A 23,405-nucleotide genomic window follows, 5' to 3' on the forward strand; every position below is an offset into this window, starting at 1 on the left:
GATACGCTGTGTTTCTCATACTGCTACATGGGTAACCCACGCACCTCCTGCTTGACGCCCCAGCCTTCGATGATCCCGCCCAGCGGCTCGACCACCGCTTCAAAGTCTTGCTCGAAGTCTCCTATGCCGTCGTAGGTCGCGAACATGATTTTGCTCAGTTCCAGGTACCAGGCGCCGTCGTCGCGCGCACTGACCTGGGCATTCAGGGATTCCCCGCGAAACCGACCCGCCGCCCTGCGCGCCCGTTCCTCATCCGGGAAAATGGCGTAGAACTCGATGGGGTGGAAACGTGAGAAGTCGAAGCCGCCTTCTTTCATGCGGCGCAGAACGTTGGTGCTGATGTCTTCTTGATAGGCTGTGCTCATGAAAAGTGCTCCTCAAATTGATGGATAGACTTTCCGTGCTTCCCGAAGCCCGCGCCCTAACGGCGCGGGTGCTACGGCAAATAACAACACCGAGGGAAAACAAGCATGTAGCTGACAAGACCAGACCTTAGCGAATCATTCGCTGATCTCGATTGCAGAGTAGCGCGAAGCTATCACCTCCACCAGAGGCGCTTTAATGGCAGTCAGGGAATGTTCAGGCGGCAGGCGAGATGTCGAGGATCTGGATACTGTTCTGGTCTTTGAGGATCTTGACCGTCGGCTCGGGCTTGCGGCCCTCCAGGTCATTGAGGTCAAGCTCGGCCGCAACGGGCACCAGCTTGTTGCGAATCATGTGCGCAGCGTCTTCGAGGCTGGGCTTTTGTTCGCAGGTGAACTGCTCCACAGCTTTAACGCCGTGGTCATCAACGAATGTAATTTGCCACGTTTGCATCGGTGCCTCCTCGATAAAGCCCGCGTGTGGGCTCACATCTATCTGGACCTTGGGGGTTCGCCAAACGTTCCACCCAAGGCCGGAGGCACCGGACCGATAGCGCTTACTTCTCGGCGCGTTCCTTGAGGGCTTTCAAGGTGTTGAACGGCGCGTCCACCACGAACTTGTTGGCCAACCACGACGGCACGCTACCACCTGGCTCGGTGTGCACCTGGTAAGTGACTTCGGTCTGGCTGTCGCCTTTTGGCACCAGCTTCCAGAAGCCATCCACCTGGGCCACACGCACGTAGCCTTTGACTTCAGGCTGGTAGGTCGGCACTTCCAGCAGCTTGCGGGTCACGGTACCGTCAGCCGCCTTGCTGGTGGTGATTTCGAGGATGGAATCGCGGTCGGTCACCGGGAACGGTGCCTTGAACTGGGTATAGGTCCAGCTCTTGTCACCTTCGGTCTTCAGCAATTTCTGCGATTTGCACTCGTGGATCCAGGTGCAAGCGCCGACGGCGTCTTCCTGCAGCGCTACGATTTTTGCCACCGGAGCCTTGATCACGGTCACACCGCGATAGGCCTTGTACTTGGAGCCGGCAATTTCGCTCAAAGACACTTTGATACCGTCTTCGTCCTTGGCGACTTGCCAATCCTCAGCCTGGGCAGTGGCAGCAAACAACACCGTAAAACCGCACAACACAGCCATTCGTTTCAGCGAACCCATTGTTGTATTCCTTATTGTTGAAGTTCCGATAGTAAAGCCCATCAAGCCGCCGTCATCTGCTCCCACCAGCCGATCAATCGGATTGCATCGGCCTGGTCGGTGCCACACACCTCAGGATCTGCCTTGAAATCACTGCACACCGCAGGTCGCTCCGGCTGGCCAAACAGCAGGCATAGCTGTTCGACCGACAAGTGCAGGCAACGCTCCCCCGCAGGTTTGCCCTGAGGCATTCCCGGCAGCGGTGAACTGATGGAGGGGGCGATGCAGCAAGCGCCACAGCCTTCACGGCATTTCATGACCAGCAGGTCCTCGACGACTCAATGTGGATGGCCGGGCTAGAGTACGCCCTAAAACAGCCGTTTTAAAATGGTCTAACAGGGGTTTTTCGCACAAAACAAAAGTGACTGACCAGTCTGCGACAGATGGTCGAAGGTCGGGGTCACCTTCGGGGGAAAAGTTTACTGCTTGAATTCGAAATCCAGCGCGGCGCCTTCCACTTCACGCCGCTCTTCGTTACGCAGTTGCAGCTTCATCTCGTTGCTGAGCAGGCGGCCGTTGATCTGGAACGCGCTGTTGTCCGACGGCTTCTCACCGAACATCGGCGGCAACAACGGCACACTCTTGGGCTTGGGCATGGTGCCAATCGGCTGCAAGTGCCGGACCATGTCCGACGGCAGGGAAAGGTCCAACTGTGCCGGTGGCAGTTGGGTCTGGGCGACTTCATGGGCCGATTTGGACTTGCTGGCGATCGGTGCACGCTTTTTGATCGCCGCCGCCTTTTTCTTGGCGGCCGGGGCTTTTTTAGCCGGGGCCGGTTTCTTCGCGGGGGTCTTCTGCTGGCTGCTGGCGGCGGGCTTGCTGTCTGTCACGGGGGTTGCCGCCAGCACCGTGCCGACGTTGCACAGGCTTAGCAGGCCAATCACCACAGCAGCGCGAAAAATAGAGGTCATATCGCCAACAGCATTAACGGCAGAGGGCCATATGCTCGCTTGTTGTGCGCGGCATGACAAGCGTGCTGATCTGCCGGCGATCCGTACTGTCCCCAATGCACGCCTCAAAAACCCGCTGCGGTTTCCTGGCACAACTGGCTGGCAAGCATCCCCAGTGTCATCAGCGCGCGCTCTGCCTCGCGGTTCCACGGGGTGCCGCAGTTGAGGCGAATACAGTGGTTGAACTGTTCCGTATTACTGAATATCACCCCGGGCGCAATGCTGATGCCCTGCTGCAAGGCGCGCACGTGCAGTTCCTGAGTATTGACCCGGCCCGGCAAACTGACCCACAAGATAAAGCCCCCGGTCGGACGAGTCATTTGCGTGCCTTCCGGGAAATACTGCTGCACCGCCAACTGAAATGCGCTGAGGTTCTTGCGGTATTCCTGGCGGATGTAGCGCAGGTGCCGGTCATAGCCACCGTTTTCCAGGTAGGCCGCGACGCCCATCTGGGTCACGCTGCACGCCGAGTGAGTGCTGAACATCTGCAGACGCTGGATTTCCTGCTGGTACTTGCCAGCGATCATCCAGCCGATGCGCACACCCGGCGACAAGGTCTTGGAAAAGCTCGAGCAGTAGATCACCCGGTCCAGGCGGTCGTAGGCTTTAAGCGCCTTGGTACGGCCCAGCTCGAACATCAGCTCGCCGTAGATATCGTCCTCGACGATCTGGATATCAAAGTCCGACGCCAGGCGCAGCAGTTGCTTCTGGCGCTCCTCGGGCATGGTCGCGCCGAGCGGGTTGCTCAAGCGCGTGGTCAGCACCAGGGCCTTGATCGACCATTGGTTGGCCGCCAATTGCAGGGCTTCCAAACTCATGCCGGTGGCCGGGTCGCTGGGGATCTCGATGACTTTAAGGCCCAACAGGTCCGCCAGTTGCAGCAAACCGTAATAGGTCGGCGACTCAGCGGCGATCAGGTCGCCAGGGCGCGTCAGCACACGCAACGACATCTGCAACGCGTCGACACAGCCGTGGGTAATCACCACTTCGGAAGGGTCCACCACCACGCCGGCGTCACGCATGCGGATCGCCACCTGGCGGCGCAACGGCTCGAAGCCGGGGCTGAACATGTAGCTGAACGCCCGCGGGCTCTGGAAGCGCGTGACCTTGGCCAACTGCTGGTGCAGTGCCCGTACGGGCAGGTAGTCGACACTCGGCACGGCCGCGCCCAGCGGGAACACCCCTTCGCGGCGCGACTCGACCAAGACCTGCTGGATGATGCTGCTGCGGGTGACCAACCCTGGGCGCTCGACCCGTGCGATGTCCGGCGTAGGGGCCGTCAGCGCGGGGGTCTGGTGCACGTAGTAGCCCGATTGCGGCCGCGCCCGGATCAGCCCCTGGTCTTCCAGGTTGGCGTAGGCCTGCAATACCGTCGCATGGCTCACATTGAGCTGGGAGCTCATCTTGCGCACCGAAGGCACGCGCTCCCCCGGTTGATAGACACCGCGCCGGATATCCTCAGCCAGTTGCTGGGCGATACGTTGGTAAAGCAACAGATTGGTCATGACGCAGCACTCGATTTCACGGGTATTTTATTTTTGTGTGAAACATACCGGCACAGTTTAGAAGTGTACGGGGACAGTTGCCACAATAGTCGAGCGCGGGCGGGAGTGACAGTAAAAACTGTAAGGGTGTACACCAAACAACGGTGGGAGCTGGCTTGCCTGCGAAGACGGTGTGTCAACCAATGAAATATTGACTGATACACCGCCTTCGCAGGCAAGCCAGCTCCCACATTTTGATCGGTGCCAGGCGTTAGCGGGCGGCGCCGAGTTGGCCTTTTTCATCGGAGAAGACGATCTCGACCCGACGGTTCTGCGCCCTGCCCCGCTCGGAAGCGTTGGCCTCCACCGGGTACTGATCGCCATACCCCTGGACTTCGATGCGTTGCTCATCAATGCCCAGGTCCATCAACACATCGGCCACCGATTGCGCACGGTCGCGGGACAGTTTCAGGTTTTCCTGCTCGCCGCCGGTGTTGTCGGTGTAACCCTCAATGCGCACTGTGCGCTTGGGGTTCAGTTGCAGGAACTGCACGATTTTCAGCACCGTGCGGTTGGCCGAGTTTTCCAGCTCGGCTTCACCGGTGTCGAACAGCACATCGCCCAAGGTCATCACCAAACCTCGATCGGTCTGGGTGGTGGTCAGGCTGGCGATTTGCTGCTCAAGCCACTTGCCTTGCTGCTGCACGCTGGCCAGCTTGTTTTCACGCAGGGCCAGTTGCAGGCGCTGGCGCTCCAGTTCGAGCTTGACGCCGCGCTCGGCGTTGAGCGCCTGTTCGGTGTGTTCACGGGCGATGGCACTGTAGCGCTGGCTCAGGTAGGCGTAATGCACCACGTCGGCGCCGCTGCCCCAGTAGCTGGACAAACGGTCGGCGCGGGCCAGGGACTCGCCGGCACGGATAATGTCCTTGGGCGCAAAGCGCAGCACGTTGGTATCTTCCTTGACCTTCTGGAAGTCATTGCTGGCCAGTTGCAAGGCCTGCTCGCTGTTGGGCTGGCTGGCACAACCGCCCAACGCCGCGCTGCCCAGCAGCAACACACAGCTCAATCCACGGATCAACGGGCTCATTGGGCTTCTCCCAACTGCAATTGCTTGCGCAGGCGGGTAATGCGCGTGTTGAGCACATTCAGTTGTTCCTGGCTCTTGCGGGTCAGCACCTGGGCTTCGGCCAGGCGTGCGTCCAGCTCAGCCTGTTCGGCACGCATGCGCGCGTGTTTGTAGGACTGGTCGGCCATGTCGGCCTTGGCCCGGGCGAATTTGTCTTCAGCCAGTTTCAGTTCAGGCGATTCATCGGTGCTGGCGCCCACCGCACTGGCTTGTTCCAGGGCCTGCTGGGTGAGGCGTATTTGTTCATTCGGCGCAGGATCGGCTGCACATCCCGCCAGAGCGACAACGGCGAGGGCCGCGAAAAGAGGTCGAAGAGTCACTGAAAATCCTTACTTTGCTGGGGTGCCGACAGGTTGCTGCAATTGCGCTTTCCAACGCTCCAGATTGCGCTGCAACGCCGCTTGCGCCACACCGGAAGCGGGCAATTCTGTCATCTTTTTGGCCAACTGTCCGCGCAGCCACGGATCATTGCAGGCCGAGTTGTGGGAAATCGCCAGGTACAGGCCCGGCTGGTCGATGGGCACTTCGCGGGCGACCAGGTCATTGCTCATGCCCAGGGTCTGGGCCATGGCCATGCCGGAATAACGTCCGGCCAGCACGTAGTCCACCTCACCGAGCAGCAGCTTCTGAAACGCGGGGGTCAGGGTGGGCAAACGCTGCAAGCTGAGTTGCTGGCCGGCAAACGTCTCGAAGTCGGCACTCAAGCGCGCCCGCTCTGACACTGCGCCCTTGTGGCCATGCAGGTCCGCGGCCGATGCATACACCAGCGTCGAGTCCTTGCGGGTCCACACCAGGTAATCGATCTGCACCAGCGCCGGGTGGATGTAGTCGAGGGTTTCCAGCTCGCCCAGGTTCAGCGGCGCATCGGCCAGAACGTCCATGCGCCCGCTGCGCACTTCCTCCAGCGCCAGGGAGCGCTTGCCGCCGTAGAGCAGGTCGATTTTCAGGCCGAGGTCCTTGCCCACCTGTTGCAACACATCGGCGGTGGCGCCGATCAGGTGCGTGGGGTCTTGCGGGTCACGCCACAGCAGCGGTGGCGCGTCCGGGCTGCCGGTGATCACCAGGCGCTCGCATTTGCCGGCGGCCGGCGCCAGGCCCGGCAGCAACGCAAGCCCCAACAATACACTCCAACGACGCAATTCCATGACCCCTCCTCCCAATGACAAACGCATCCCTTGTAGGAGCCGGCTTGCCGGCGATGGCGTCCGTACGACCAATACAGATTTGACAGGCCTATCGCCGGCAAGCCGGCTCCTACGGGGCAAAAAAAAGCCCGGTCATACGACCGGGCTCTTTATAAGTGAAGCGGCTGGATTAGACCAGCTTCTCCAACTCAGGTACAGCTTCGAACAAGTCCGCCACCAGGCCGTAATCAGCCACCTGGAAGATCGGTGCTTCTTCGTCCTTGTTGATCGCGACGATCACTTTGGAGTCTTTCATACCGGCCAAGTGCTGGATCGCGCCGGAGATACCGACGGCGATGTACAGCTGTGGCGCGACGATCTTGCCGGTCTGGCCGACCTGCATGTCGTTGGGTACGAAACCTGCGTCGACGGCCGCGCGGGAAGCGCCGACCGCAGCGCCCAGCTTGTCGGCCAGGGCGTACAGGTGCTTGAAGTTGTCACCGTTCTGCATGCCACGGCCGCCGGAAACGACGATCTTGGCAGCGGTCAGCTCAGGACGGTCCGACTTGGCCAGCTCTTCGCCAACAAAGCTGGAAGTGCCAGCGTCGTGGGCAGCCGCAACGGCTTCAACGGCAGCCGAACCACCTTCGGCGGCAACCGGGTCGAAACCGGTGGCACGCACGGTGATGACTTTAATCGAAGCGTTGGACTGTACGGTCGCGATGGCGTTACCGGCGTAGATCGGGCGCTTGAAGGTGTCGGTGCTTTCTACCGAAATGATCTCGGAGATCTGGTCAACGTCCAGCTGCGCGGCAACGCGTGGCAGGATGTTTTTGCCGTTAGAGGTGGCGGCAGCCAGGATGTGGCTGTAGCCAGCGCCCAGCTCAGCTACCAGCGGAGCAACGTTTTCTGGCAACTGATGCGCGTAGGCGGCATTGTCAGCGTTCAGGACTTTGCTCACGCCCGCGATTTTCGCAGCGGCTTCAGCCACGGCGCCAGCGCCCTGGCCGGCAACCAGTACGTGAATGTCGCCACCGATTTTAGCAGCGGCAGCCACGGTGTTCAGGGTGGCCGGGGCCAGCACCTTGTTATCGTGTTCGGCGATTACGAGGATAGTCATGATCAGATCACCTTCGCTTCGTTTTTCAGTTTCTCGACCAGTTCAGCCACCGATTTGACCTTGATGCCCGCGCTGCGAGCAGCCGGTGCTTCAACCTTGACGGTCTTGTTGGTGGAGGCGGTGGAAACGCCCAAAGCGTCTGGAGTCACCGACTCAAGCGGCTTCTTCTTGGCTTTCATGATGTTTGGCAGGGACGCGTAGCGCGGCTCGTTCAAACGCAGGTCGGTGGTGACGATGGCCGGCAGTTTCAACGAAACGGTTTGTGCGCCGCCGTCGATTTCACGGGTCACCGCGACGCTGTCGCCATTCACTTCAACTTTGGAAGCGAAGGTGCCTTGGCCGTAACCGGTCAGGGCAGCCAGCATCTGGCCAGTCTGGTTGTTGTCGCTGTCGATGGCCTGTTTGCCGAGGATCACCAGCTGAGGCTGTTCCTTGTCGACAACGGCCTTGAGCAGCTTGGCAACGGCCAGGGAGGTCAGCTCTTCAGCGGACTCGACCAGGATGGCGCGGTCGGCGCCCAATGCCAGGGCGGTACGCAGCTGCTCTTGAGCAGTGGTAGGGCCGATGGAAACCACGACGATTTCAGTCGCCACGCCTTTCTCTTTCAGGCGGACGGCTTCTTCCACAGCGATTTCGCAGAAAGGGTTCATCGACATCTTGACGTTAGCAAGGTCGACGCCGGAATTGTCCGCCTTGACGCGAACTTTCACGTTGTAATCGACAACGCGTTTGACAGCTACAAGAACCTTCATGGATTCCTCGTTACTCTCCGGTGAAAAGAAAGTCGCCTAGGCGAACCTGGCGGTTGATGCTCATCGGCACACAAGGGCACCTCCAAAAACGTCGGCGGATGACCTTGCTCACGGGAAGTGATGACCGTTCGTCAGCAGTGACTGAGAGGTCATTCTTTATCGCAGCGTGTAAACTGCGCGCCATTGCTTGGACGCGCGCCACCTTTCTTGCTTTTGGACGTGCTCTTGAAACCTGCAGTCTGCCTACGGTAAGCGCAAAACCGACCGTATATTGACCGGAACGCCTATTCTGGTCAATACGGCAAAATAGCCCGTCATAAGCCGCGTCTCTTTGATTTACCTAGCCTGCGAGCAATTCAAACAAACGTTTGTATTGGACGCTGCCAGTGGTGTAGATATAATGCGCCACCTAGAGAGAAAGGTGGGTCCTGCCGTTGCTGCAAGACGACACCGAACCTCCACCCATTAGAAAAAAAAGCCTGTTGAGCCTTGAGTAGGAGATAGCCTGTGGAACGCGAATACATGGAATTCGACGTGGTCATCGTCGGCGCTGGCCCGGCGGGACTGTCTGCCGCCTGCCGACTGAAGCAGAAGGCCGCCGAAGCCGGTAAGGAAATCAGCGTCTGCGTGGTCGAGAAAGGCTCCGAAGTCGGCGCCCATATCCTCTCCGGTGCCGTGTTCGAACCACGCGCCCTGAACGAACTGTTCCCGGACTGGAAAGAACTCGGCGCCCCGCTCAACACCCCGGTGGTGCGCGATGACATCTATGTACTGCGCAGCCCCGAAGCCTCCACCAAGGTCCCTGACTTCTTTGTGCCCAAGACCATGCACAACGAAGGCAACTACATCATCTCCCTGGGCAACCTGTGCCGCTGGCTGGCCCAGCAGGCCGAGAACCTGGGCGTGGAAGTCTACCCAGGCTTCGCCGCCCAGGAAGCACTGTTCGACGAAAACGGCGTGGTACGCGGGATCATCACCGGCGACCTCGGCGTCGACCGTGAAGGCAACCCGAAAGAAGGCGTCTACACCCCCGGCATGGAACTGCGTGGCAAGTACACGCTGTTCGCCGAAGGCTGCCGCGGCCACATCGGCAAGCAACTGATCCAGCGCTTCAACCTGGACAGCGACGCCGACGCCCAGCACTACGGCATCGGCCTGAAAGAAATCTGGGAAATCGACCCGGCCAAGCACCAGCCAGGCCTGGTGGTGCACACCGCCGGTTGGCCACTGGACATCATGAGCGCCGAGAACACCGGTGGCTCGTTCCTCTACCACCTGGAAAACAACCAGGTGGTCGTCGGCCTGATCGTCGACCTGTCCTACAGCAACACCTTCCTGTCGCCGTTCGATGAGTTCCAGCGCCTCAAGCACCACCCGGTGCTGGCCCAGTACCTCGAAGGCGGCAAGCGCATCAGCTACGGTGCCCGTGCCATCTGCAAAGGCGGCCTGAACTCGTTGCCGAAGATGGTTTTCAAAGGTGGCGCGCTGATCGGTTGCGACCTCGGCACCCTGAACTTCGCCAAGATCAAGGGCAGCCACACCGCGATGAAGTCCGGCATGCTCGCCGCCGACGCCGTGGCCGACCGCCTGTTCGCCGAATCCGAAGGCGGTGATGAACTGACCGCTTACGTCGACAGCTTCAAGAACAGCTGGCTCTACGAAGAACTGTTCGCCAGCCGCAACTTCGGCCCGGCGATGCACAAGTTCGGCCCGATCCTCGGCGCAGGTTTCAACTGGTTCGACCAGAACATCCTGGGCGGCAAGATGCCGTTCACCCTGCACGACACCAAGCCGGACTACGCCTGCCTCAAGCTGGCCAAGGACAGCAAGAAGATCGACTACCCCAAACCCGACGGCAAGCTGAGCTTCGACAAGTTGAGCTCGGTGTTCCTCTCCAGCACCAACCATGAAGAAGAGCAACCGTGCCACTTGAAGCTCAAGGACCCGAGCATCCCACTCGGCACCAACCTGCCGCTCTACGATGAACCGGCGCAGCGCTACTGCCCGGCTGGCGTGTATGAGGTGATCACCAAGGAAGACGGCGAGAAGCGCTTCCAGATCAACGCCCAGAACTGCGTGCACTGCAAGACCTGTGACATCAAGGACCCTTCGCAGAACATCACGTGGGTCACGCCGGAAGGCGCGGGCGGACCGACTTACCCGAATATGTAAGCCAAAAAAAGGCTCCCAAATGGGAGCCTTTTTTTACAGCTGACACAGCGCGGTCAGTTGTGAGAGCTGGCTTGCCTGCGATAGCGGTGGGCCAGCTATACATAAGGCACTGACAGACCGCTATCGCAGGCAAGCCAGCTCCCACATTGACCGGGTTGAATCAATAAGATTTAGGCAGCGCGCTCTTCACCCGGGCTGCGCTCGAAGTAGCGCTTGTACTCGCGACTGAACTGCGACGTGCTCTGATACCCCACGCGGTGCGCCGCCTGCGCCACGCCCATGCCCTCCACCAGCAGCAACTGCTGGGCTTTCAATAAGCGCAAACGCTTCAGATACTGCACCGGCGACAACATCGTGCAGCGCTTGAAATGCTCGTGAAAGGTCGACGCACTCATGTGCGCATACCCCGCCAGGGTTTCGATATTCAGCGGCTCGTCATAGTGAGCGTGCAAGTGACTCAACGACGTGGCAATCCGCGAAAACTGCCCCTGCTGTTCCACCAGGGCGCGCAGCACATCTGCCTGTGGCCCGCGCAATGCGGTGAACAATAATTCGCGCACCCGCGCCGGGCCCATGATCCGACTTTCCAGCGGATCGTGCAGGCACTGCAACAGCCGCTCGACGCAACCGCGCATCGCATCATCGAGCACCACCGAACTCATCGACTCCAGGGTCTGCGCCGTCGGTGGCGGCCCGGCCTGAATGCCCATGGCCATCACCAATTCACCCAGCACCACGCGGTCGATGCCCACCGTCACGCCGAACAGCGGCGCATCGGGCGCCATGGCAAACGTCTCGCACTCGAACGGCACCGGCATCGCCTGGATCAGGTAATGCCCGGCGCCGTACTCCAGCGTACGCGGGCCCAGGTAAGCAACTTTGCTGCCCTGAGCCACGAACATCAGGCTCGGCTCATAGATCTGCGGCCCGCGCGCCACGTCGCAACTGGCGCGCAATACCTGCACGCCGGGCAGGTTCGTCGGGGAGAAACCGTCGCAGGGCGTAAGCCCCTCGATCAAGGCAACCAGGGTGGCGTTGGCATCGAGATGGCGGGTCAACAACATGGCAAAAAACTTCGCGAAAAAGGGATGAGAACATCATCGCAGGTCTGAAGGCACATGGATCCAAACACCCGGCACTCCCGGACGAATAGGCATGAGGTTCGGAGCAATCGCCATGGCCGCCCACCGACCCTGCGCGGAAAATGCGCCGCCTCACCTGTGATTGCTTTTGCGAGGTTGCCTCCATGTACACCGCTATCGGTTATGCCGCCCAGTCGCCCACCACTCCCCTGGCCCCCATGTCGTTCGAGCGCCGCAGCCCGCGCGCCGATGACGTGGCCATCGAGATCCTCTACTGCGGCGTGTGCCACTCCGACATCCACCAGGCTCGCAACGAATGGGGCATCGCCGTGTACCCGCTGATGCCCGGCCACGAAATTGTCGGCAAAGTCACCGCCGTCGGCGCCAGCGTCACCGCGCACAAAGTCGGTGACCTGGTCGGCGTCGGCTGCATGGTCGACTCGTGCCGTCACTGCGACGCTTGCCACGCGGACCTTGAGCAATACTGCCTCGAAGGCCCGACCATGACCTACGCCACCCCGGACCGGGTAGACGGCAGCAACACCATGGGCGGCTACTCCGACAGCATCGTGGTCAGCGAGCATTTCGTGGTGAAGATCCCGGCCACGCTCGACCTGGCCAGCGCCGCGCCGATCCTCTGCGCCGGCATCACCACCTACTCGCCGCTCAAGCACTACGGCGTGAAGGCCGGCGACAAAGTCGGCGTGCTGGGCATGGGTGGCCTGGGCCACATGGGCATCAAGTTCGCCAAGGCGATGGGCGCCGAAGTCACGCTGTTCACCCGCTCGGCCAGCAAGGCGGAAGAAGGTCGTCGCCAGGGTGCCGACCACGTGATCGTGTCCACCGATGACGCACAGATGCAGGCCGCCGCCGGGCAGTTCGACTTCTTGCTGGACACCATCCCGGTGCAGCACGACCTGAACCCCTACCTCGACACCCTGCGCTTTGACGGCGTGCATATCCTGGTCGGCCTGATCGAACCGGTCGACCCACCGGTCAACGCCGCCAAGCTGGTATTGGGCCGTAAAGTGCTGGCCGGCTCGCTGATCGGCGGCATTGCCGAAACCCAGGAAGTCCTGGATTTCTGCGCCGAGCACAACATCACCTGCGACATCGAAATGCTCGACATCCGCCAGATCAACGAGGCTTACGCCCGCATGATCGCCGGCGACGTGAAGTACCGCTTTGTCATCGACATGGCGACCCTGAAGGCCTGATCAGGCCTTAGCGCCCAACTCCGCTGACAGCCGCGCTGCGACCTGTTTGACCACAGGGATCAGCTCGGCCATTTTCTCCAGCGGCATGTAGGGCACGGTACTGGCGATGCTGATGCCGGCGACGATTCGCCGGCTGGCATCGCGCACCGGTGCCGCCACGCAACGGATCGACGGTTCGTTGTCTTCCAGATCGAACGCAAAGCCCCCCACCACGTACTCGTGCATGCGCTGCTCGAACTGCGCCCAGGACTGTTCCGGGTGCTGCGGCCACGGCTGGTGTTTACCGGCAACCGGCTGGCTCACTTCGTACAGGCGCTGCCATTCCTGCACCGGGTCATCCAGCAGCAACGCCTTGCCAATACCGGTACGCGCCAACGGCATGCGATGGCCGACCCGCGAGCGCATTTCCGGGCCATTGCGCCCCGGGTTCTTGTGCAGGTACAGCACGTCGTCGTATTCACGAATGGCCAGGTGAATGGTGTCGCCGGTCAATGCCGACAGCTCATCCAGATAAGGAATGGCCAAGGTCACCAGCGGCAACTCTTCACGTGCCTGGAAACCCAGTTCGATGAGCTTGGGGCCCAGCAGGTAACCGACTTGCGGCACCACGCGCAGGTAGCGCTCTTCCACCAGGCAACTGGCCAGGCGGTGGGTGGTGCTGCGGGTGGTGCCGATGCGCCGGGCGATCTCTTTCAGATCCCGCGCACCGGCCGCCACCGCCTGCACCACGCCCAGGCCACGCAACAGGGTTTGGGTGCCGGTGGGGGCGGTTTCTTTGACGGTGGGCTGAGGGTTTTCCTGCATATCGGGCCTATAAGTGTAAAAAGCGGGGGCATTATGGCAAATACCGTCCCTCAAAACAGTGGAGATCCACTGTGGGAGCTGGCTTGCCTGCGATGCAGACACCTCGGTGGATCAGCTGTACCGAGGTGATCCTATCGCAGGCAAGCCAGCTCCCACATTTTGATCTCCACAGGTTCGGGTTTCAGCGTTGTTTCATGCGGTCGATGATGACGGCCAATAGCAGGATGGAGCCTCGGATCACGTACTGGTAAAAGGTGTCGATGTTCTTCAGGTTCATCGCATTCTCGATGATCGCCAGAATCAGCACCCCGGCAATCACATGGCGGATCATCCCAATGCCGCCGCTCAGCGATACCCCGCCCAATACGCAGGCCGAAATCACCGTCAGCTCAAACCCCTGGCCGATCATCGGCTGGCCTGAGGTCATGCGCGAGGCTAGGATCACCCCGGCCAACGCACCAATCAAACCGTGCACGGCAAAGATGATGATCTTGGTGCGATCAACGTTCACACCCGCCAGCAACGCGGCTTCCTGGTTGCCGCCGATGGCCATGGTGTTGCGCCCGTAGGTGGTGTAGTTGAGCAGCCAGCCAAAGAACACAAAGCACAGCACGGTGATGATGATCGGCACCGGCACGCCCATCAACTGGCCGTTGCCGAACACGAAGAAGCCTTCGTCCATTACGCCGACGGCCTTGCCGTTAGAGAAGATGTAGGCCAGGCCGCGCACGATCTGCATGGTAGCCAGCGTGGCGATCAACGCATTGATGCGCAGCTTGGCGATCACGATGCCGTTGATCAGCCCCACCACCAGGCCCATGGCCAACGCCGCCGACACACCGAGCACCACGCTGTCGGTGTCACGGATCACGATCCCCGCTACCACACCGGCACAGGCGATCACCGAGCCCACCGACAAGTCGAAATGCCCCGACGCCAGGCAGAACAGCATGGTGCACGCCGCAATGCCCACGGTGGAAATCGCCAGGCCCAGGCCACGCATGTTCAGCGGCGAGAGGAAGTTGTCGATGAACAGCGCGCTGAGCACAAAGATGGTCAACGCCGCGAGCAGCATCACCCAATCGTCGAGGAATTTGCGCTGGTTGAAACCCGGCCAGAAGCCCTTTGCAGTTTTTACCTGTGACATACCTACACCCTCGAATTCTTCAAGCCCGCGAACGCGGGAGAGCCAGTTGCAACAGGCGTGCTTCGTCCGCCTGTTCGCGGGTCAATTCGCCGGTCAACGCCCCTTCGCTCATCACCAGGATGCGGTCGGAGATTCCCATCACTTCCATCAGGTCGCTGGACACCACGATCACCGCAATGCCGCTGGCCGCCAGGTTATGGATGATCTGGTAGATCTCCGACTTGGCGCCGATGTCGATGCCCCGCGTGGGTTCGTCCAGCAGCAGCACTTTCATCGGCATCGACAGCCAGCGGCCGAGAATCGCCTTCTGCTGGTTGCCCCCTGAGAGGTACATGATTTTCTGCTGCGGGTTCGGCGTCTTGACCTTCATCGCCTTGATCTGCTGCTCGGCGTTGCCCCTCTCCCAGCCTTCGCGCAGCAGCCAGCCAAACGCCGAGTGCGCACCGCGCGCGCTGATGTTGATGTTTTCCGCCACGCTGGACAGCGGAATAATGCCTTCCTTCTTGCGGTCCTCCGGGCACAGCAGCACACCGGCGGCAATCGCATCGCGAGGGGAGTTCAACTGCAGTGTTTGCCCACACAGCGCCAGGCTGCCAGCGCTGCTGCGGGTCAAGCCACTGAGTAGCCGAAACAGCTCCGTGCGCCCTGCCCCGACCAATCCGAACAGGCCAAGAATCTCGCCCTTGTGTACCTTCAGGCTCACCGGTTCACGCAGGCCCGGCCCAAGCAAACCCTCGACCTGAAGCGCCACCTCGCCCGTCTCGCGAGGCCGGTAGTCGTAGATATCCTGGATATCGCGACCGACCATGCAGGTCACCAACTGGTCATGGCTCAGTGTGCTCATGTCATCAAAGGTGCGCACGTAACGGCCGTCCTTGAACACGGTGACCGCATTGCAGATGCGGAACACTTCCTCCATGCGGTGCGATACGTAGAGCACCACTTTGCCCTCGTCCCGCAGGCGCGTGATGATCGCCATCAAGCGGTCGATCTCCCGCGCCGACAGGCTGCTGGTGGGTTCATCAAAGGCAATCACATGGGCGCCGCGGGACAGCGCCTTGGCGATTTCCACCAGTTGGCGCTGGCCCAGGGACAACCGCCCGAGCTTTTCCTCTGGGTCGATTTCATCGGCCAGCCCCTTGAGACAGGCCAACGCTTGCTTGCGCAATTGGCTGCGATTGACCACGCCGAAGCGCGTCGGCAAGTGCCCCAGGAACAGGTTTTCGGCGACGGTCATTTCCGGCACCAGGTGCAGTTCCTGATGGATCACCGCCACGCCGCTGGCAATGCTGTCGGCGGCGTTCTTGAAGGCCATGGTCTGCTCGCCGATCTGCACCGTGCCACTGCTCGGCAGGTAGGCACCGCCGAGGATTTTCAGCAAGGTCGACTTGCCCGCGCCGTTCTCGCCCATCAGCGCGTGCACCTCATGGGGCCGCGCTTCAAAGCTGATCTGCGCCAGGGCTTTCACACCGGGAAATTCCTTGCCGATGCCATTGAAGCGCAAGGCCGCGCCGGTCATTTCCACAGACCGATCTTGCTCAACTCTTCCTTGAAGTTGGCACGGGTGATCAGGGTCACGTTATCCAAGGCGGTGAACTTGGCAGGCTCGGTGCCCTTGGTCACCCACTCGAACATCGCGCTGGCGGTCTTGTAGCCCGACGCGTCAGGGCTCAGCAGCATCGAGCCGTAGAAACCGGTGTCGGATTTCTTCAGTTCTTCGATGGCATCGGTGCCGTTGATGCCCACGCCGATTACGTTGGCGGCCTTGAAGCCGGCGCTTTCGGTGGCACGCACGCCACCCAGCACGGTGCTGTCGTTCATGCCGCCGATGATCAGGTTTTTCGCAGTGCCCGGCAGTTTCACCAGGGCCGAGTTGGTGGAGTCCATGCTGCCCGGCACGTCGAGGGTTTTCTGTGCGCTGAACAGGATATGGTCGGCCGGCAAGCCTGCAGCCTTGAGGCCTTCTACCGAACCGTCGGTGCGTTTCTTGCCGGTTTCCAGCTCGTCAAAGGTGTTGATGACGGCATAGGTTTCCTTCCAGTCCCAGTTGCGATGCTTGGCTTCGGCGGCCATGGCTTCGCCTTGTTTCTGGCCGATCTTGTAGGCGTCCAGGCCGACGTAAGGCACGTCCTCCATGGGCTTGCCCTTGGCATCGACGAAACGGTCATCCACCGCCAGCACTTTGAGGTTATTGAGCTTGGCCTTGGCCATGATCGCCGGGCCGAGGGACACGTCCGGCGGGCAGATCACAAAGCCCTTGGCGCCGTTGGCGGCCAGGGTGTCGATGGCCGACAAAGTCTTCTCGCCGTCCGGCACGGCGATCTTGATCACGGTGAAGCCCTGGTCCTTGCCGGCTTTCTCGGCGAAGGCCCATTCGGTCTGGAACCACGGTTCCTCGGCCTGCTTGACCAGAAAGCCGATCTTCACTTCTTCGGCCGATGCAAAACCGCTGAACGCCACTGCCAGCGCCACGGCGCCTAGTGTTTTCTTGAACATGAACCACCTCTTGTTGTTATTGAAGAGCTGCGAGTTCTAGTCGTGGTACATCACAGACCGCCCGCCATCGATCATCAGGCAGGTGGCATTGATAAAGGGCGCCTCGTCGGTGGCGAGGAACAGCGCGGTCATCGCCACCTCGATCGGTTGGCCGATGCGCTTGGGCGGGTGCAGGTCGAACGCACGCTGGCGCTCGGCATGGGGGTCGGGGAAACCGTTCCAGTAGTCGACGTTGAGCTGGGTCTCGATGTAGCCCGGGGCGATGGCGTTGACGCGAATACCCTTGGGTGCGTATTCGATGCCCAGGGCGCGGGTCAGCCCAAGCAAACCGTGCTTGGCGACGGGGTACGGAAAGCAGCCGGGGATGATGTGGCTGGAATGGGTGGAGGCGATATTGATGATGTTGCCGATGCCCTGCTCGATCATGTGCGGCAGCACCGTGCGGCAACCGAACCAGGCACCGTCGAGGTCGATGGCGAAGCAGCGGCGCCAGTCTTCGTCGGTCATTTCCAGGGGGTCGCGGAACACGTTGACCCCGGCGCAGTTGACCAGCACGTCCACGCGGCCGAAGCGCTCGATGGCCACATTGACCAGCGCCTGCCATTGCACCTTGGAGGTGATGTCGACGGGCTGCGCGACAATCTCGGCACCGCGTTCGCGCCAGTGGGCGGCGACTTTCTCGACCTTGTCGCCCTGGATATCGGCGATCACCAGGCGCGCCTGCTGGGCCTGGAAGCAAGCGACGATCGCCTCGCCAATGCCTTGGGCGGCGCCGGTGATGATCACTACTTTGTTCTTCAGCCGCTCGCCATAAGTCGGCTCGGGCACGGCGGGTAATGACAACGGTTGGGCCTGCATCGCTTCACCTGTTTTATTTTTGGTAGTGAGTGCTGATGCAGCCGACTATAAACCCATCTTTTGAAACATCTCAATATATAAATTTGCATCCCATATAGTGAGAGAAACTAAAAGAAAAGGGCTTGTGTGGGAGCTGGCTTGTCGGGTCGCCGCACCGCTGCGATACAGGCGCCGCAGTGCGTCATTCACACCGCGGTGATGCAATCGCAGGCAAGCCAGCTCCCACACAAGCCCTCCTTTCACACTTGAAGTTCAGGGGGCTTCAGCCCTGGGCAAAATCGCGCAGCGCGTCGCCTTCCATGCGGTAGCGCACCCACTCTTCCTGCGGCTGGGCGCCGATGGATTTGTAGAAGGCAATCGCCGGTTCGTTCCAGTCCAGCACGCTCCACTCGAAGCGTCCGCAACCGTTGTCACAGGCAATCTTCGCCAAGTGGCGCAGCAGCTTCTTGCCGGCGCCGCCGCCGCGTTGCTCGGGGTTGATGTAGAGGTCTTCGAGGTACAGGCAGTTGCTGCCCAACCAGGTGGAATAGCTGAAAAAGAACACCGCAAAACCGATCGGCAAACCGTCCCGCGAACAGATCAGGCCGTGGGCGGTGGCACCCTCGCTGAACAGGCTGCGCTCGATATCCACCACACTGGCGATCACTTCATGCCGGGCCTTTTCGTACTCGGCAAGCTCGGTGATGAAAGTCAGGATCTGCGCAGCATCGCTGGGCACGGCAGGGCGAATCTCGATGGTCATGGGCGAGCCTTGGGCAATTTCAAAGCTCACATACTAAGGCGCTTTGATGACCGATTGCAGCGCAATTTATGCGCGCAGGGCCAAGGCGCCGACCAGCCCGGCCGGCAACCCCACCTCGACGGTGCGACAGCCCCGCGCGGCCCGTGGCGACCATTCGCCCAACCCCTGCCCCACACACTTGAGCCGTGCCTCGCGCTCACACCAGGCGCGGGTAAACAGGCGAGCGCGCTGGGCCTGGTTCGCGGCGCACAAGCGCGCCAGCACGTGCGGGCCCAGGTAGTCGCTCGTCACGCTTTGCCAGTCCGGGGTGTCCTGCACCGCCATCACGTCGATGCCGACCGGGCCATGCAAGTGCACCGCTGCCACCGAAAAATCGCCGTCGTGGCTGATGGAAAGCCCGGCGTCTTCATGCCCGGGCACACGGATCTGTGGGGCCTCGCCCGGTGCCGAGTGAAAGCGGATGCGCTCCTGGGGCACATCGAGCGCCTGCAGCAATGCCTCACTCAGTGCCTGACGCACCCGCGCCCGGGCGGCTTCGCGGGTCATGCCTGGCACGTGTCGCAGGCCGATCAACAACACACCGTCCTGCCAGCGCGGCCGTGTTTCCGGCCACATGAATACGTGCATCGCTATCAACCTCGCGCCGGTGCCGCCGGGCAGCCCACCCAACTGCTGGAGGCCGGAATGCACTCGCCTTTCATCACCAGCGTCAGCGGCCCGAGCCGTGCGCCGCTGCCGACTTCAGCGCTGTACAGCACCGAGCTGCGTGGCCCCATGTAGACGCGCTCACCGATCAGCACCTGGTCGATTTTCATCACGCGGTCTTCGAACAGGTGCGTCTGCGGGCAGGCACCGGCGTTCAATTCGCTGTGGTCACCGATGGTGACGCAGTCAAATTCGGTGATGTCGGTGGTGTCCATGTACACCCCTCGCCCGATACGGCAGCCCAGGCCGCGAAAGGCCAGCGGCAGCCACGGCGTGCCGCGCAGGTAACTCATGAAGTTGGGCGCCGCCATGCCTTCGTAGAGGCTGGTAATGCCTTCGGAGAGCCACACAAACGGCGTCCACATCGCCGCCGAGCGTTTGCGATAGCGGCCCATCACCAGCCACTTCAACGCCGCCACCAGCAGGTAGTTGCCCAGGCTGTAGGCCAAGCCGATCAGCGCCAGGTAGCCCAGCACCGCGCCCCAACGCTCGTCTTCAGCCACGGGCATCAAGTCGATCATCACCGTATAACCCACCGCAATCACGGTGGCGTGGGGCAGCACGATACGCAGCCCTTCAATCGCGCCACGGGCCAGACGGCGCCACAGAGACGGGCGGAACGTGAGGTGGTCGGCATACCCACTGACCTGCTCACGCGCCGGCAGGTTGATCGGCGGCGAGCCCAGCCACGTATCGCCGCTGGCGATCTGCGCATTGGCCGGGGCGCGGGAATGCACGCCGATCAGTACGTTCTCAGGCAAGGTGGTGCCGTCCGGGATGTAGCTACCGTTGCCGACAAAACTGCGGTGCGACACCACCGTTGGTTGAATGCGCATCCAGCCGCCATCCACCTGTTCGTCGCCGAGCATGACCGCGTCGGCAATAAAGGTTTCATCGCCCAGGGTGAGCATGTCGGGAATCACGCCTTGCGCCGTGGAAATTTCCGCATCGCGACCTACCCGCGCGCCCAGCAGGCGATACCACAACGGCGCGTACACCGTGGCATACAGGCCCGACAGCACATTGAGGCTGGCCTCCTGAATATGGCTCACCAACCATTTGCTGCAATACACCCGGCTGTGCACCGGGTAGTGGCCGGCTTTCAGGCGGGGCAACACAGCCCAGCGCAAACCGGCCGAGACCAGCATCATCACCACGATCAGCACGGCGGCCGCAGGCAGTGCCAGGGCAAAGTAGCGCAGCAGTTGCAGGCTCACATGCTGTTCCTGCAACAGCGGCAGAATGTGTTGCTCATCGAACCAGTCGATCAGGAAAAACGTCGGGAACACCGGGATGAAAAACAGCGTGGCGACCAGCAGGATGCCAAACACGTAGAACAGGTTTTCCAGCGCCAGTTGCCCGCGACTGACAACGGGCCGAGGTAGCAGGCTGGCGGGGTCGAACGCGCCGATATCGGTCGCCGGCGAACCGCTCCAGATACGCCCGGCCGGCACGCGGCGGCCGTCGGCCAATGCCGATTGCCCTTGCAGGTGGCCACTGCGGCCGACGGCTGTGTTGCCTTCCAGGATCGTGTACGAACCCAGGCAGGCGTTGTCGTCGATCACCACCTGGCCCAGGTGCAATTGGCCGCGCTCGACCCGGGCATTTTCCAGGCTGACGCCGTTGCCGATACTCACCTCATTGCCGATCTGCAGCAGGTCTGGCACCCGCACGCCCACCGAGCCGATGTTGGCCTCGCGCCCGACCTTGGCCCCCAGTGCACGCAGCCACAGGCCATACAGCGACGATCCACTTAGCAGGTAGACCGGCGCCGACTCGACCATGCGCGATGCGGCCCACCAGCGAAAATAGGTCAGGCCCCACAACGGATAGACACCCGGTTTCAGGCGCCCGGCGATCAGCCATTTGCCGGCGATGGCCAGCACGAACTGCAACAGCGTCGCCAACAGGAATACGCCGATGGACGCCGCCGTGGCCGTGGCCACCGAATCACCGGGGCTGCCGGTGAGGTAGTGATAAGTAAAAAACGGCGCCAGCCACTGGCTCATGCGCAGGCACACCATGGCCGGCATCACCGCCGCCTGGGCCAGCCCGCAACGCCAGCGCGCCAGGGCCGAAGGCGGTGTCCAGGCGGCTTCCTGTACGACCGGCTGTGGCGCGGTTTGCAGCACCTGTGCAATCGCACCGACGCGGCGTTGCTGGTAGATGTCGCGCACGGTGATGTGGGCGAAACGCTCGTCGGCACGCAAGGCCGAAGCCAGCCGCGCGGCAAAAAATGAGTGACCGCCGAGGTCGCAAAAGAAGTCGGCGTCGCGCCGGATCGGCTGGCCGGGGAAGAGTTTTTCCAGGGCGACAAACAGGACAGTTTCGCCGGGGTTTTCCGGGGTGTCCGACTCCAGGTTCGCGCCGCTGATGTCTACGCCCAGCGGCCGCGCCTTGAGGGCCTTGCGGTCGATTTTGCCGGAGGTCAGCCGGGGCATGCCGTCGAGCAATTCAAAGCGACCCGGCACCATGTACGCCGGCAACCGCGCCTGCAATGCCTTGCGCAATTGTGCGGGCAAGCCATCGACTGCCACGCCGCCTTCCGGCACCAGGTAGGCGATCAATTGATCCATGCCGCCGTCATTGCGCAGCAATACCGCGACGGTGCCGACGCCCGGCTGCTGGGCCAGCAAGGCCTCGATTTCGCCCAGTTCGACGCGAAAGCCACGGATCTTCACTTGGTCATCGGCGCGGCCCAGGCACATCACCTGGCCGTCGGCCTCGATGCGCGCCAGGTCGCCGGTGCGGTACAGGCGCTCATCGTAGTAGCCGGTGGACCACGGGTTGCTGATGAATTTTTCGCGGGTCAGGTCTGGCCGTCCCAGGTAGCCGTCGGCCAGGCCCGGGCCGATGATGCACAGCTCGCCGGTCTGCCCACGACCCAGCAAAGTCGGGGTGGCGCCCGGGGCCAGGTCGGCGTCGATCACCAGCAAGCCGTAGTTGGGCAGTGGCGTGCCGATGGTCACCGGGCTGCCGGGCACCAAGCGCGCGAGGCTGGCAGACACCGTGGCCTCGGTAGGCCCGTAGGTGTTGAAGATCTGCCGGCCGGGGCGGCTCCAGCGCTCCACCAGCGACTCGGGGCACATCTCGCCGCCCAGGTTGATCAGGCGCAGGCTCGGCACGTCTTCACTGAACAATGCCAGCAGCGTAGGCACCGCGTGCAGCACGCTGATGCGTTGCTGGACGAGCATGCGCGGCAAGGCTTCGGGGTCACCGGTGATGTCCTTGGGGCCGATCCACAAGGTGGCGCCCACCAGATAGGCAATCCAGATTTCTTCGAACGACATGTCGAAAGCCACCGAGAAACCCTGGTACACGCGGTCGCTGGCCTGGATGCCGAGAATCGCGTTCTCGCTGCGCAGGAAATGGCAGATGCTGCCCTGGGAAATCAGGATGCCCTTGGGTTTGCCGGTGGAACCGGAGGTGTAGATGACGTAGGCCGGGTCTTCCGGTTTAGCGTTAGTGCGGCGTAACAACGGCGCATCGGTGGGCGCGAGCAACGCTTCGGCGGTCCAGGCGACCAGCCCGACACTGCGCAGCGCCGCAGCGTTGCTTTCGCAGCTCAACACGCCAACCGCCTGAGCATCGTCCATGCAAATCTGCAGGCGCTCCAGCGGCGTGTCCTGGTCCAGCGGCAACCACGCGGCCCCCGTCTTGGCGATGCCTGCCTGCATGACCAGCAGCTCCAGCCCGCGCGGCATCCACAGGCCGACGATTTGGCCCGGCGCCACACCCGCTTCGATCAACCGTGAGGCCACGACACTGGCCTGGCGGTCCAGCTCGCCATAGCTGAGCTGGCGTTCGCCATCGATCAGCGCCACCTGATGGGGGTCACGCCGCACCGTGGCCTCGAGCAGGTCGGCCAGCACTTCGTGACGCAACAATTCAGGCTGGAGGGGACCGTACAACACCTCTGTCGGTCGGGTGACAACGGGGTCTTTCAGCAAGGTCACAGTAGTCATGGCGGCAGTGTTCGCTGTGTGAGGGTCAATCCGGCCAAGGCGCCGATTTGTAATGCTGCGTGTCCACTTGGTATCCGCCTCGATACATTCACAGGCG

22 protein-coding genes are annotated in these 23,405 nt (G+C 61.7%); 2 read left to right on the forward strand and 20 right to left on the reverse strand.

Translation table 11 applies throughout. From position 1 onward, the window contains the following. Positions 1–23 precede the first annotated feature (23 nt). From HX792_RS20960 to HX792_RS21010, 11 genes are all read right to left on the reverse strand, one after another. Positions 24–365, reverse strand: a complete 342-nt coding sequence (locus HX792_RS20960; protein ID WP_003193463.1) for a ribonuclease E inhibitor RraB — start codon at positions 363–365, stop codon at positions 24–26. 214 nt (positions 366–579) lie between these two features. After that, positions 580–816, reverse strand: a complete 237-nt coding sequence (locus HX792_RS20965) for a hypothetical protein (RefSeq protein ID WP_176997890.1) — start codon at positions 814–816, stop codon at positions 580–582. A gap of 103 nt (positions 817–919) precedes the next feature. Next, the gene (locus HX792_RS20970; protein ID WP_176997891.1) at positions 920–1,525 is read right to left on the reverse strand and encodes an START domain-containing protein; all 606 of its coding nucleotides are present in this window, start codon (positions 1,523–1,525) and stop codon (positions 920–922) included. A 41-nt stretch (positions 1,526–1,566) separates the two neighbouring features. Next, positions 1,567–1,821, reverse strand: coding sequence for a YkgJ family cysteine cluster protein (locus tag HX792_RS20975; RefSeq protein ID WP_176997892.1), 255 nt, complete (start codon positions 1,819–1,821; stop codon positions 1,567–1,569). Positions 1,822–1,983: 162 nt separating this feature from the next. Continuing rightward, positions 1,984–2,475, reverse strand: a complete 492-nt coding sequence (locus HX792_RS20980; RefSeq protein WP_176997893.1) for a translation initiation factor 2 — start codon at positions 2,473–2,475, stop codon at positions 1,984–1,986. 104 nt (positions 2,476–2,579) lie between these two features. Then, positions 2,580–4,019 carry a PLP-dependent aminotransferase family protein gene (locus HX792_RS20985; RefSeq protein WP_017138335.1) on the reverse strand — a complete coding sequence of 480 codons (1,440 nt, stop codon included), beginning with the start codon at positions 4,017–4,019 and terminating at the stop codon, positions 2,580–2,582. Positions 4,020–4,269: 250 nt separating this feature from the next. Next, complete coding sequence (locus tag HX792_RS20990) at positions 4,270–5,085, reverse strand: OmpA family protein (RefSeq protein WP_176997894.1); 816 nt, start codon at positions 5,083–5,085, stop codon at positions 4,270–4,272. Further along, positions 5,082–5,444 carry a DUF4398 domain-containing protein gene (locus tag HX792_RS20995; RefSeq protein ID WP_176997895.1) on the reverse strand — a complete coding sequence of 121 codons (363 nt, stop codon included), beginning with the start codon at positions 5,442–5,444 and terminating at the stop codon, positions 5,082–5,084. The genes HX792_RS20990 and HX792_RS20995 overlap by 4 nt, the downstream gene beginning before the upstream one ends. A 9-nt stretch (positions 5,445–5,453) precedes the next feature. Beyond that, positions 5,454–6,269: an ABC transporter substrate-binding protein gene (locus HX792_RS21000; protein ID WP_176997896.1), complete on the reverse strand. Its 816-nt coding sequence runs from the start codon at positions 6,267–6,269 to the stop codon at positions 5,454–5,456. A 169-nt stretch (positions 6,270–6,438) separates the two neighbouring features. Further along, positions 6,439–7,368: an electron transfer flavoprotein subunit alpha/FixB family protein gene (locus HX792_RS21005; protein WP_176997897.1), complete on the reverse strand. Its 930-nt coding sequence runs from the start codon at positions 7,366–7,368 to the stop codon at positions 6,439–6,441. 2 nt (positions 7,369–7,370) lie between these two features. Continuing rightward, positions 7,371–8,120: an electron transfer flavoprotein subunit beta/FixA family protein gene (locus HX792_RS21010; RefSeq protein WP_176997898.1), complete on the reverse strand. Its 750-nt coding sequence runs from the start codon at positions 8,118–8,120 to the stop codon at positions 7,371–7,373. A 507-nt stretch (positions 8,121–8,627) separates the two neighbouring features. Between HX792_RS21010 and HX792_RS21015 the strand changes: the two genes are divergently transcribed. Continuing rightward, on the forward strand, positions 8,628–10,292 hold the full coding sequence (locus HX792_RS21015) for an electron transfer flavoprotein-ubiquinone oxidoreductase (protein ID WP_176997899.1): 1,665 nt from the start codon (positions 8,628–8,630) through the stop codon (positions 10,290–10,292). A 170-nt stretch (positions 10,293–10,462) separates the two neighbouring features. Here the strand turns inward: HX792_RS21015 and HX792_RS21020 are convergent, their stop codons facing one another. After that, positions 10,463–11,356: an AraC family transcriptional regulator gene (locus HX792_RS21020; protein ID WP_176997900.1), complete on the reverse strand. Its 894-nt coding sequence runs from the start codon at positions 11,354–11,356 to the stop codon at positions 10,463–10,465. A gap of 182 nt (positions 11,357–11,538) precedes the next feature. Here HX792_RS21020 and HX792_RS21025 point away from each other — a divergent pair, with 182 nt between their 5' ends. Continuing rightward, complete coding sequence (locus HX792_RS21025; protein ID WP_176997901.1) at positions 11,539–12,591, forward strand: NAD(P)-dependent alcohol dehydrogenase; 1,053 nt, start codon at positions 11,539–11,541, stop codon at positions 12,589–12,591. On the opposite strand, the gene HX792_RS21030 is transcribed toward HX792_RS21025, so the two are convergent. From HX792_RS21030 to HX792_RS21065, 8 genes are all read right to left on the reverse strand, one after another. Then, on the reverse strand, positions 12,592–13,395 hold the full coding sequence (locus tag HX792_RS21030; RefSeq protein WP_176997902.1) for an IclR family transcriptional regulator: 804 nt from the start codon (positions 13,393–13,395) through the stop codon (positions 12,592–12,594). Between the two features lie 181 nt (positions 13,396–13,576). Then, a complete protein-coding gene (gene araH / locus HX792_RS21035) occupies positions 13,577–14,542 on the reverse strand; it encodes an L-arabinose ABC transporter permease AraH (RefSeq protein WP_176997903.1) in 966 nt (321 codons plus the stop codon). A 19-nt stretch (positions 14,543–14,561) separates the two neighbouring features. Then, positions 14,562–16,061 (reverse strand): L-arabinose ABC transporter ATP-binding protein AraG, encoded by a 1,500-nt coding sequence (gene araG, locus HX792_RS21040; RefSeq protein WP_176998018.1) that lies wholly within the window; start codon positions 16,059–16,061, stop codon positions 14,562–14,564. Beyond that, positions 16,058–17,038, reverse strand: a complete 981-nt coding sequence (locus tag HX792_RS21045; RefSeq protein WP_176997904.1) for a substrate-binding domain-containing protein — start codon at positions 17,036–17,038, stop codon at positions 16,058–16,060. Before HX792_RS21045 ends, araG begins: the two co-directional genes overlap by 4 nt. Before the next feature lie 36 nt (positions 17,039–17,074). Continuing rightward, positions 17,075–17,896 (reverse strand): SDR family oxidoreductase, encoded by an 822-nt coding sequence (locus HX792_RS21050; RefSeq protein WP_176997905.1) that lies wholly within the window; start codon positions 17,894–17,896, stop codon positions 17,075–17,077. 262 nt (positions 17,897–18,158) lie between these two features. Next, entirely contained in the window at positions 18,159–18,638 is a 480-nt protein-coding gene (locus HX792_RS21055) for a GNAT family N-acetyltransferase (RefSeq protein WP_041161286.1), read from the reverse strand. Between the two features lie 66 nt (positions 18,639–18,704). Next, positions 18,705–19,265: a 4'-phosphopantetheinyl transferase superfamily protein gene (locus tag HX792_RS21060; protein ID WP_176997906.1), complete on the reverse strand. Its 561-nt coding sequence runs from the start codon at positions 19,263–19,265 to the stop codon at positions 18,705–18,707. Positions 19,266–19,270: 5 nt separating this feature from the next. Further along, positions 19,271–23,308, reverse strand: coding sequence for a Pls/PosA family non-ribosomal peptide synthetase (locus HX792_RS21065; RefSeq protein WP_176997907.1), 4,038 nt, complete (start codon positions 23,306–23,308; stop codon positions 19,271–19,273). Between the last annotated feature and the right edge of the window lie 97 nt (positions 23,309–23,405).

Source organism: Pseudomonas sp. B6002, from assembly GCF_013385985.1.
Lineage (GTDB): Bacteria > Pseudomonadota > Gammaproteobacteria > Pseudomonadales > Pseudomonadaceae > Aquipseudomonas.

Bases quoted from the DNA above. Each gene is read 5' to 3' on its own strand.
- HX792_RS21005 (WP_176997897.1), bottom strand. From the start codon at position 7,368: ATGACTATCCTCGTAATCGCCGAACACGATAACAAGGTGCTGGCCCCG.
- HX792_RS21000 (WP_176997896.1), bottom strand. From the start codon at position 6,269: ATGGAATTGCGTCGTTGGAGTGTATTGTTGGGGCTTGCGTTGCTGCCG.
- HX792_RS21050 (WP_176997905.1), bottom strand. From the start codon at position 17,896: ATGCAGGCCCAACCGTTGTCATTACCCGCCGTGCCCGAGCCGACTTAT.
- HX792_RS20985 (WP_017138335.1), bottom strand. From the start codon at position 4,019: ATGACCAATCTGTTGCTTTACCAACGTATCGCCCAGCAACTGGCTGAG.
- HX792_RS21025 (WP_176997901.1), top strand. From the start codon at position 11,539: ATGTACACCGCTATCGGTTATGCCGCCCAGTCGCCCACCACTCCCCTG.
- araH (WP_176997903.1), bottom strand. From the start codon at position 14,542: ATGTCACAGGTAAAAACTGCAAAGGGCTTCTGGCCGGGTTTCAACCAG.
- HX792_RS20980 (WP_176997893.1), bottom strand. From the start codon at position 2,475: ATGACCTCTATTTTTCGCGCTGCTGTGGTGATTGGCCTGCTAAGCCTG.
- araG (WP_176998018.1), bottom strand. From the start codon at position 16,061: ATGACCGGCGCGGCCTTGCGCTTCAATGGCATCGGCAAGGAATTTCCC.
- HX792_RS21020 (WP_176997900.1), bottom strand. From the start codon at position 11,356: ATGTTGTTGACCCGCCATCTCGATGCCAACGCCACCCTGGTTGCCTTG.
- HX792_RS21060 (WP_176997906.1), bottom strand. From the start codon at position 19,265: ATGCACGTATTCATGTGGCCGGAAACACGGCCGCGCTGGCAGGACGGT.
- HX792_RS20960 (WP_003193463.1), bottom strand. From the start codon at position 365: ATGAGCACAGCCTATCAAGAAGACATCAGCACCAACGTTCTGCGCCGC.
- HX792_RS20990 (WP_176997894.1), bottom strand. From the start codon at position 5,085: ATGAGCCCGTTGATCCGTGGATTGAGCTGTGTGTTGCTGCTGGGCAGC.
- HX792_RS21010 (WP_176997898.1), bottom strand. From the start codon at position 8,120: ATGAAGGTTCTTGTAGCTGTCAAACGCGTTGTCGATTACAACGTGAAA.
- HX792_RS20965 (WP_176997890.1), bottom strand. From the start codon at position 816: ATGCAAACGTGGCAAATTACATTCGTTGATGACCACGGCGTTAAAGCT.
- HX792_RS20975 (WP_176997892.1), bottom strand. From the start codon at position 1,821: ATGAAATGCCGTGAAGGCTGTGGCGCTTGCTGCATCGCCCCCTCCATC.
- HX792_RS21055 (WP_041161286.1), bottom strand. From the start codon at position 18,638: ATGACCATCGAGATTCGCCCTGCCGTGCCCAGCGATGCTGCGCAGATC.
- HX792_RS20970 (WP_176997891.1), bottom strand. From the start codon at position 1,525: ATGGGTTCGCTGAAACGAATGGCTGTGTTGTGCGGTTTTACGGTGTTG.
- HX792_RS21045 (WP_176997904.1), bottom strand. From the start codon at position 17,038: ATGTTCAAGAAAACACTAGGCGCCGTGGCGCTGGCAGTGGCGTTCAGC.
- HX792_RS21065 (WP_176997907.1), bottom strand. From the start codon at position 23,308: ATGACTACTGTGACCTTGCTGAAAGACCCCGTTGTCACCCGACCGACA.
- HX792_RS21030 (WP_176997902.1), bottom strand. From the start codon at position 13,395: ATGCAGGAAAACCCTCAGCCCACCGTCAAAGAAACCGCCCCCACCGGC.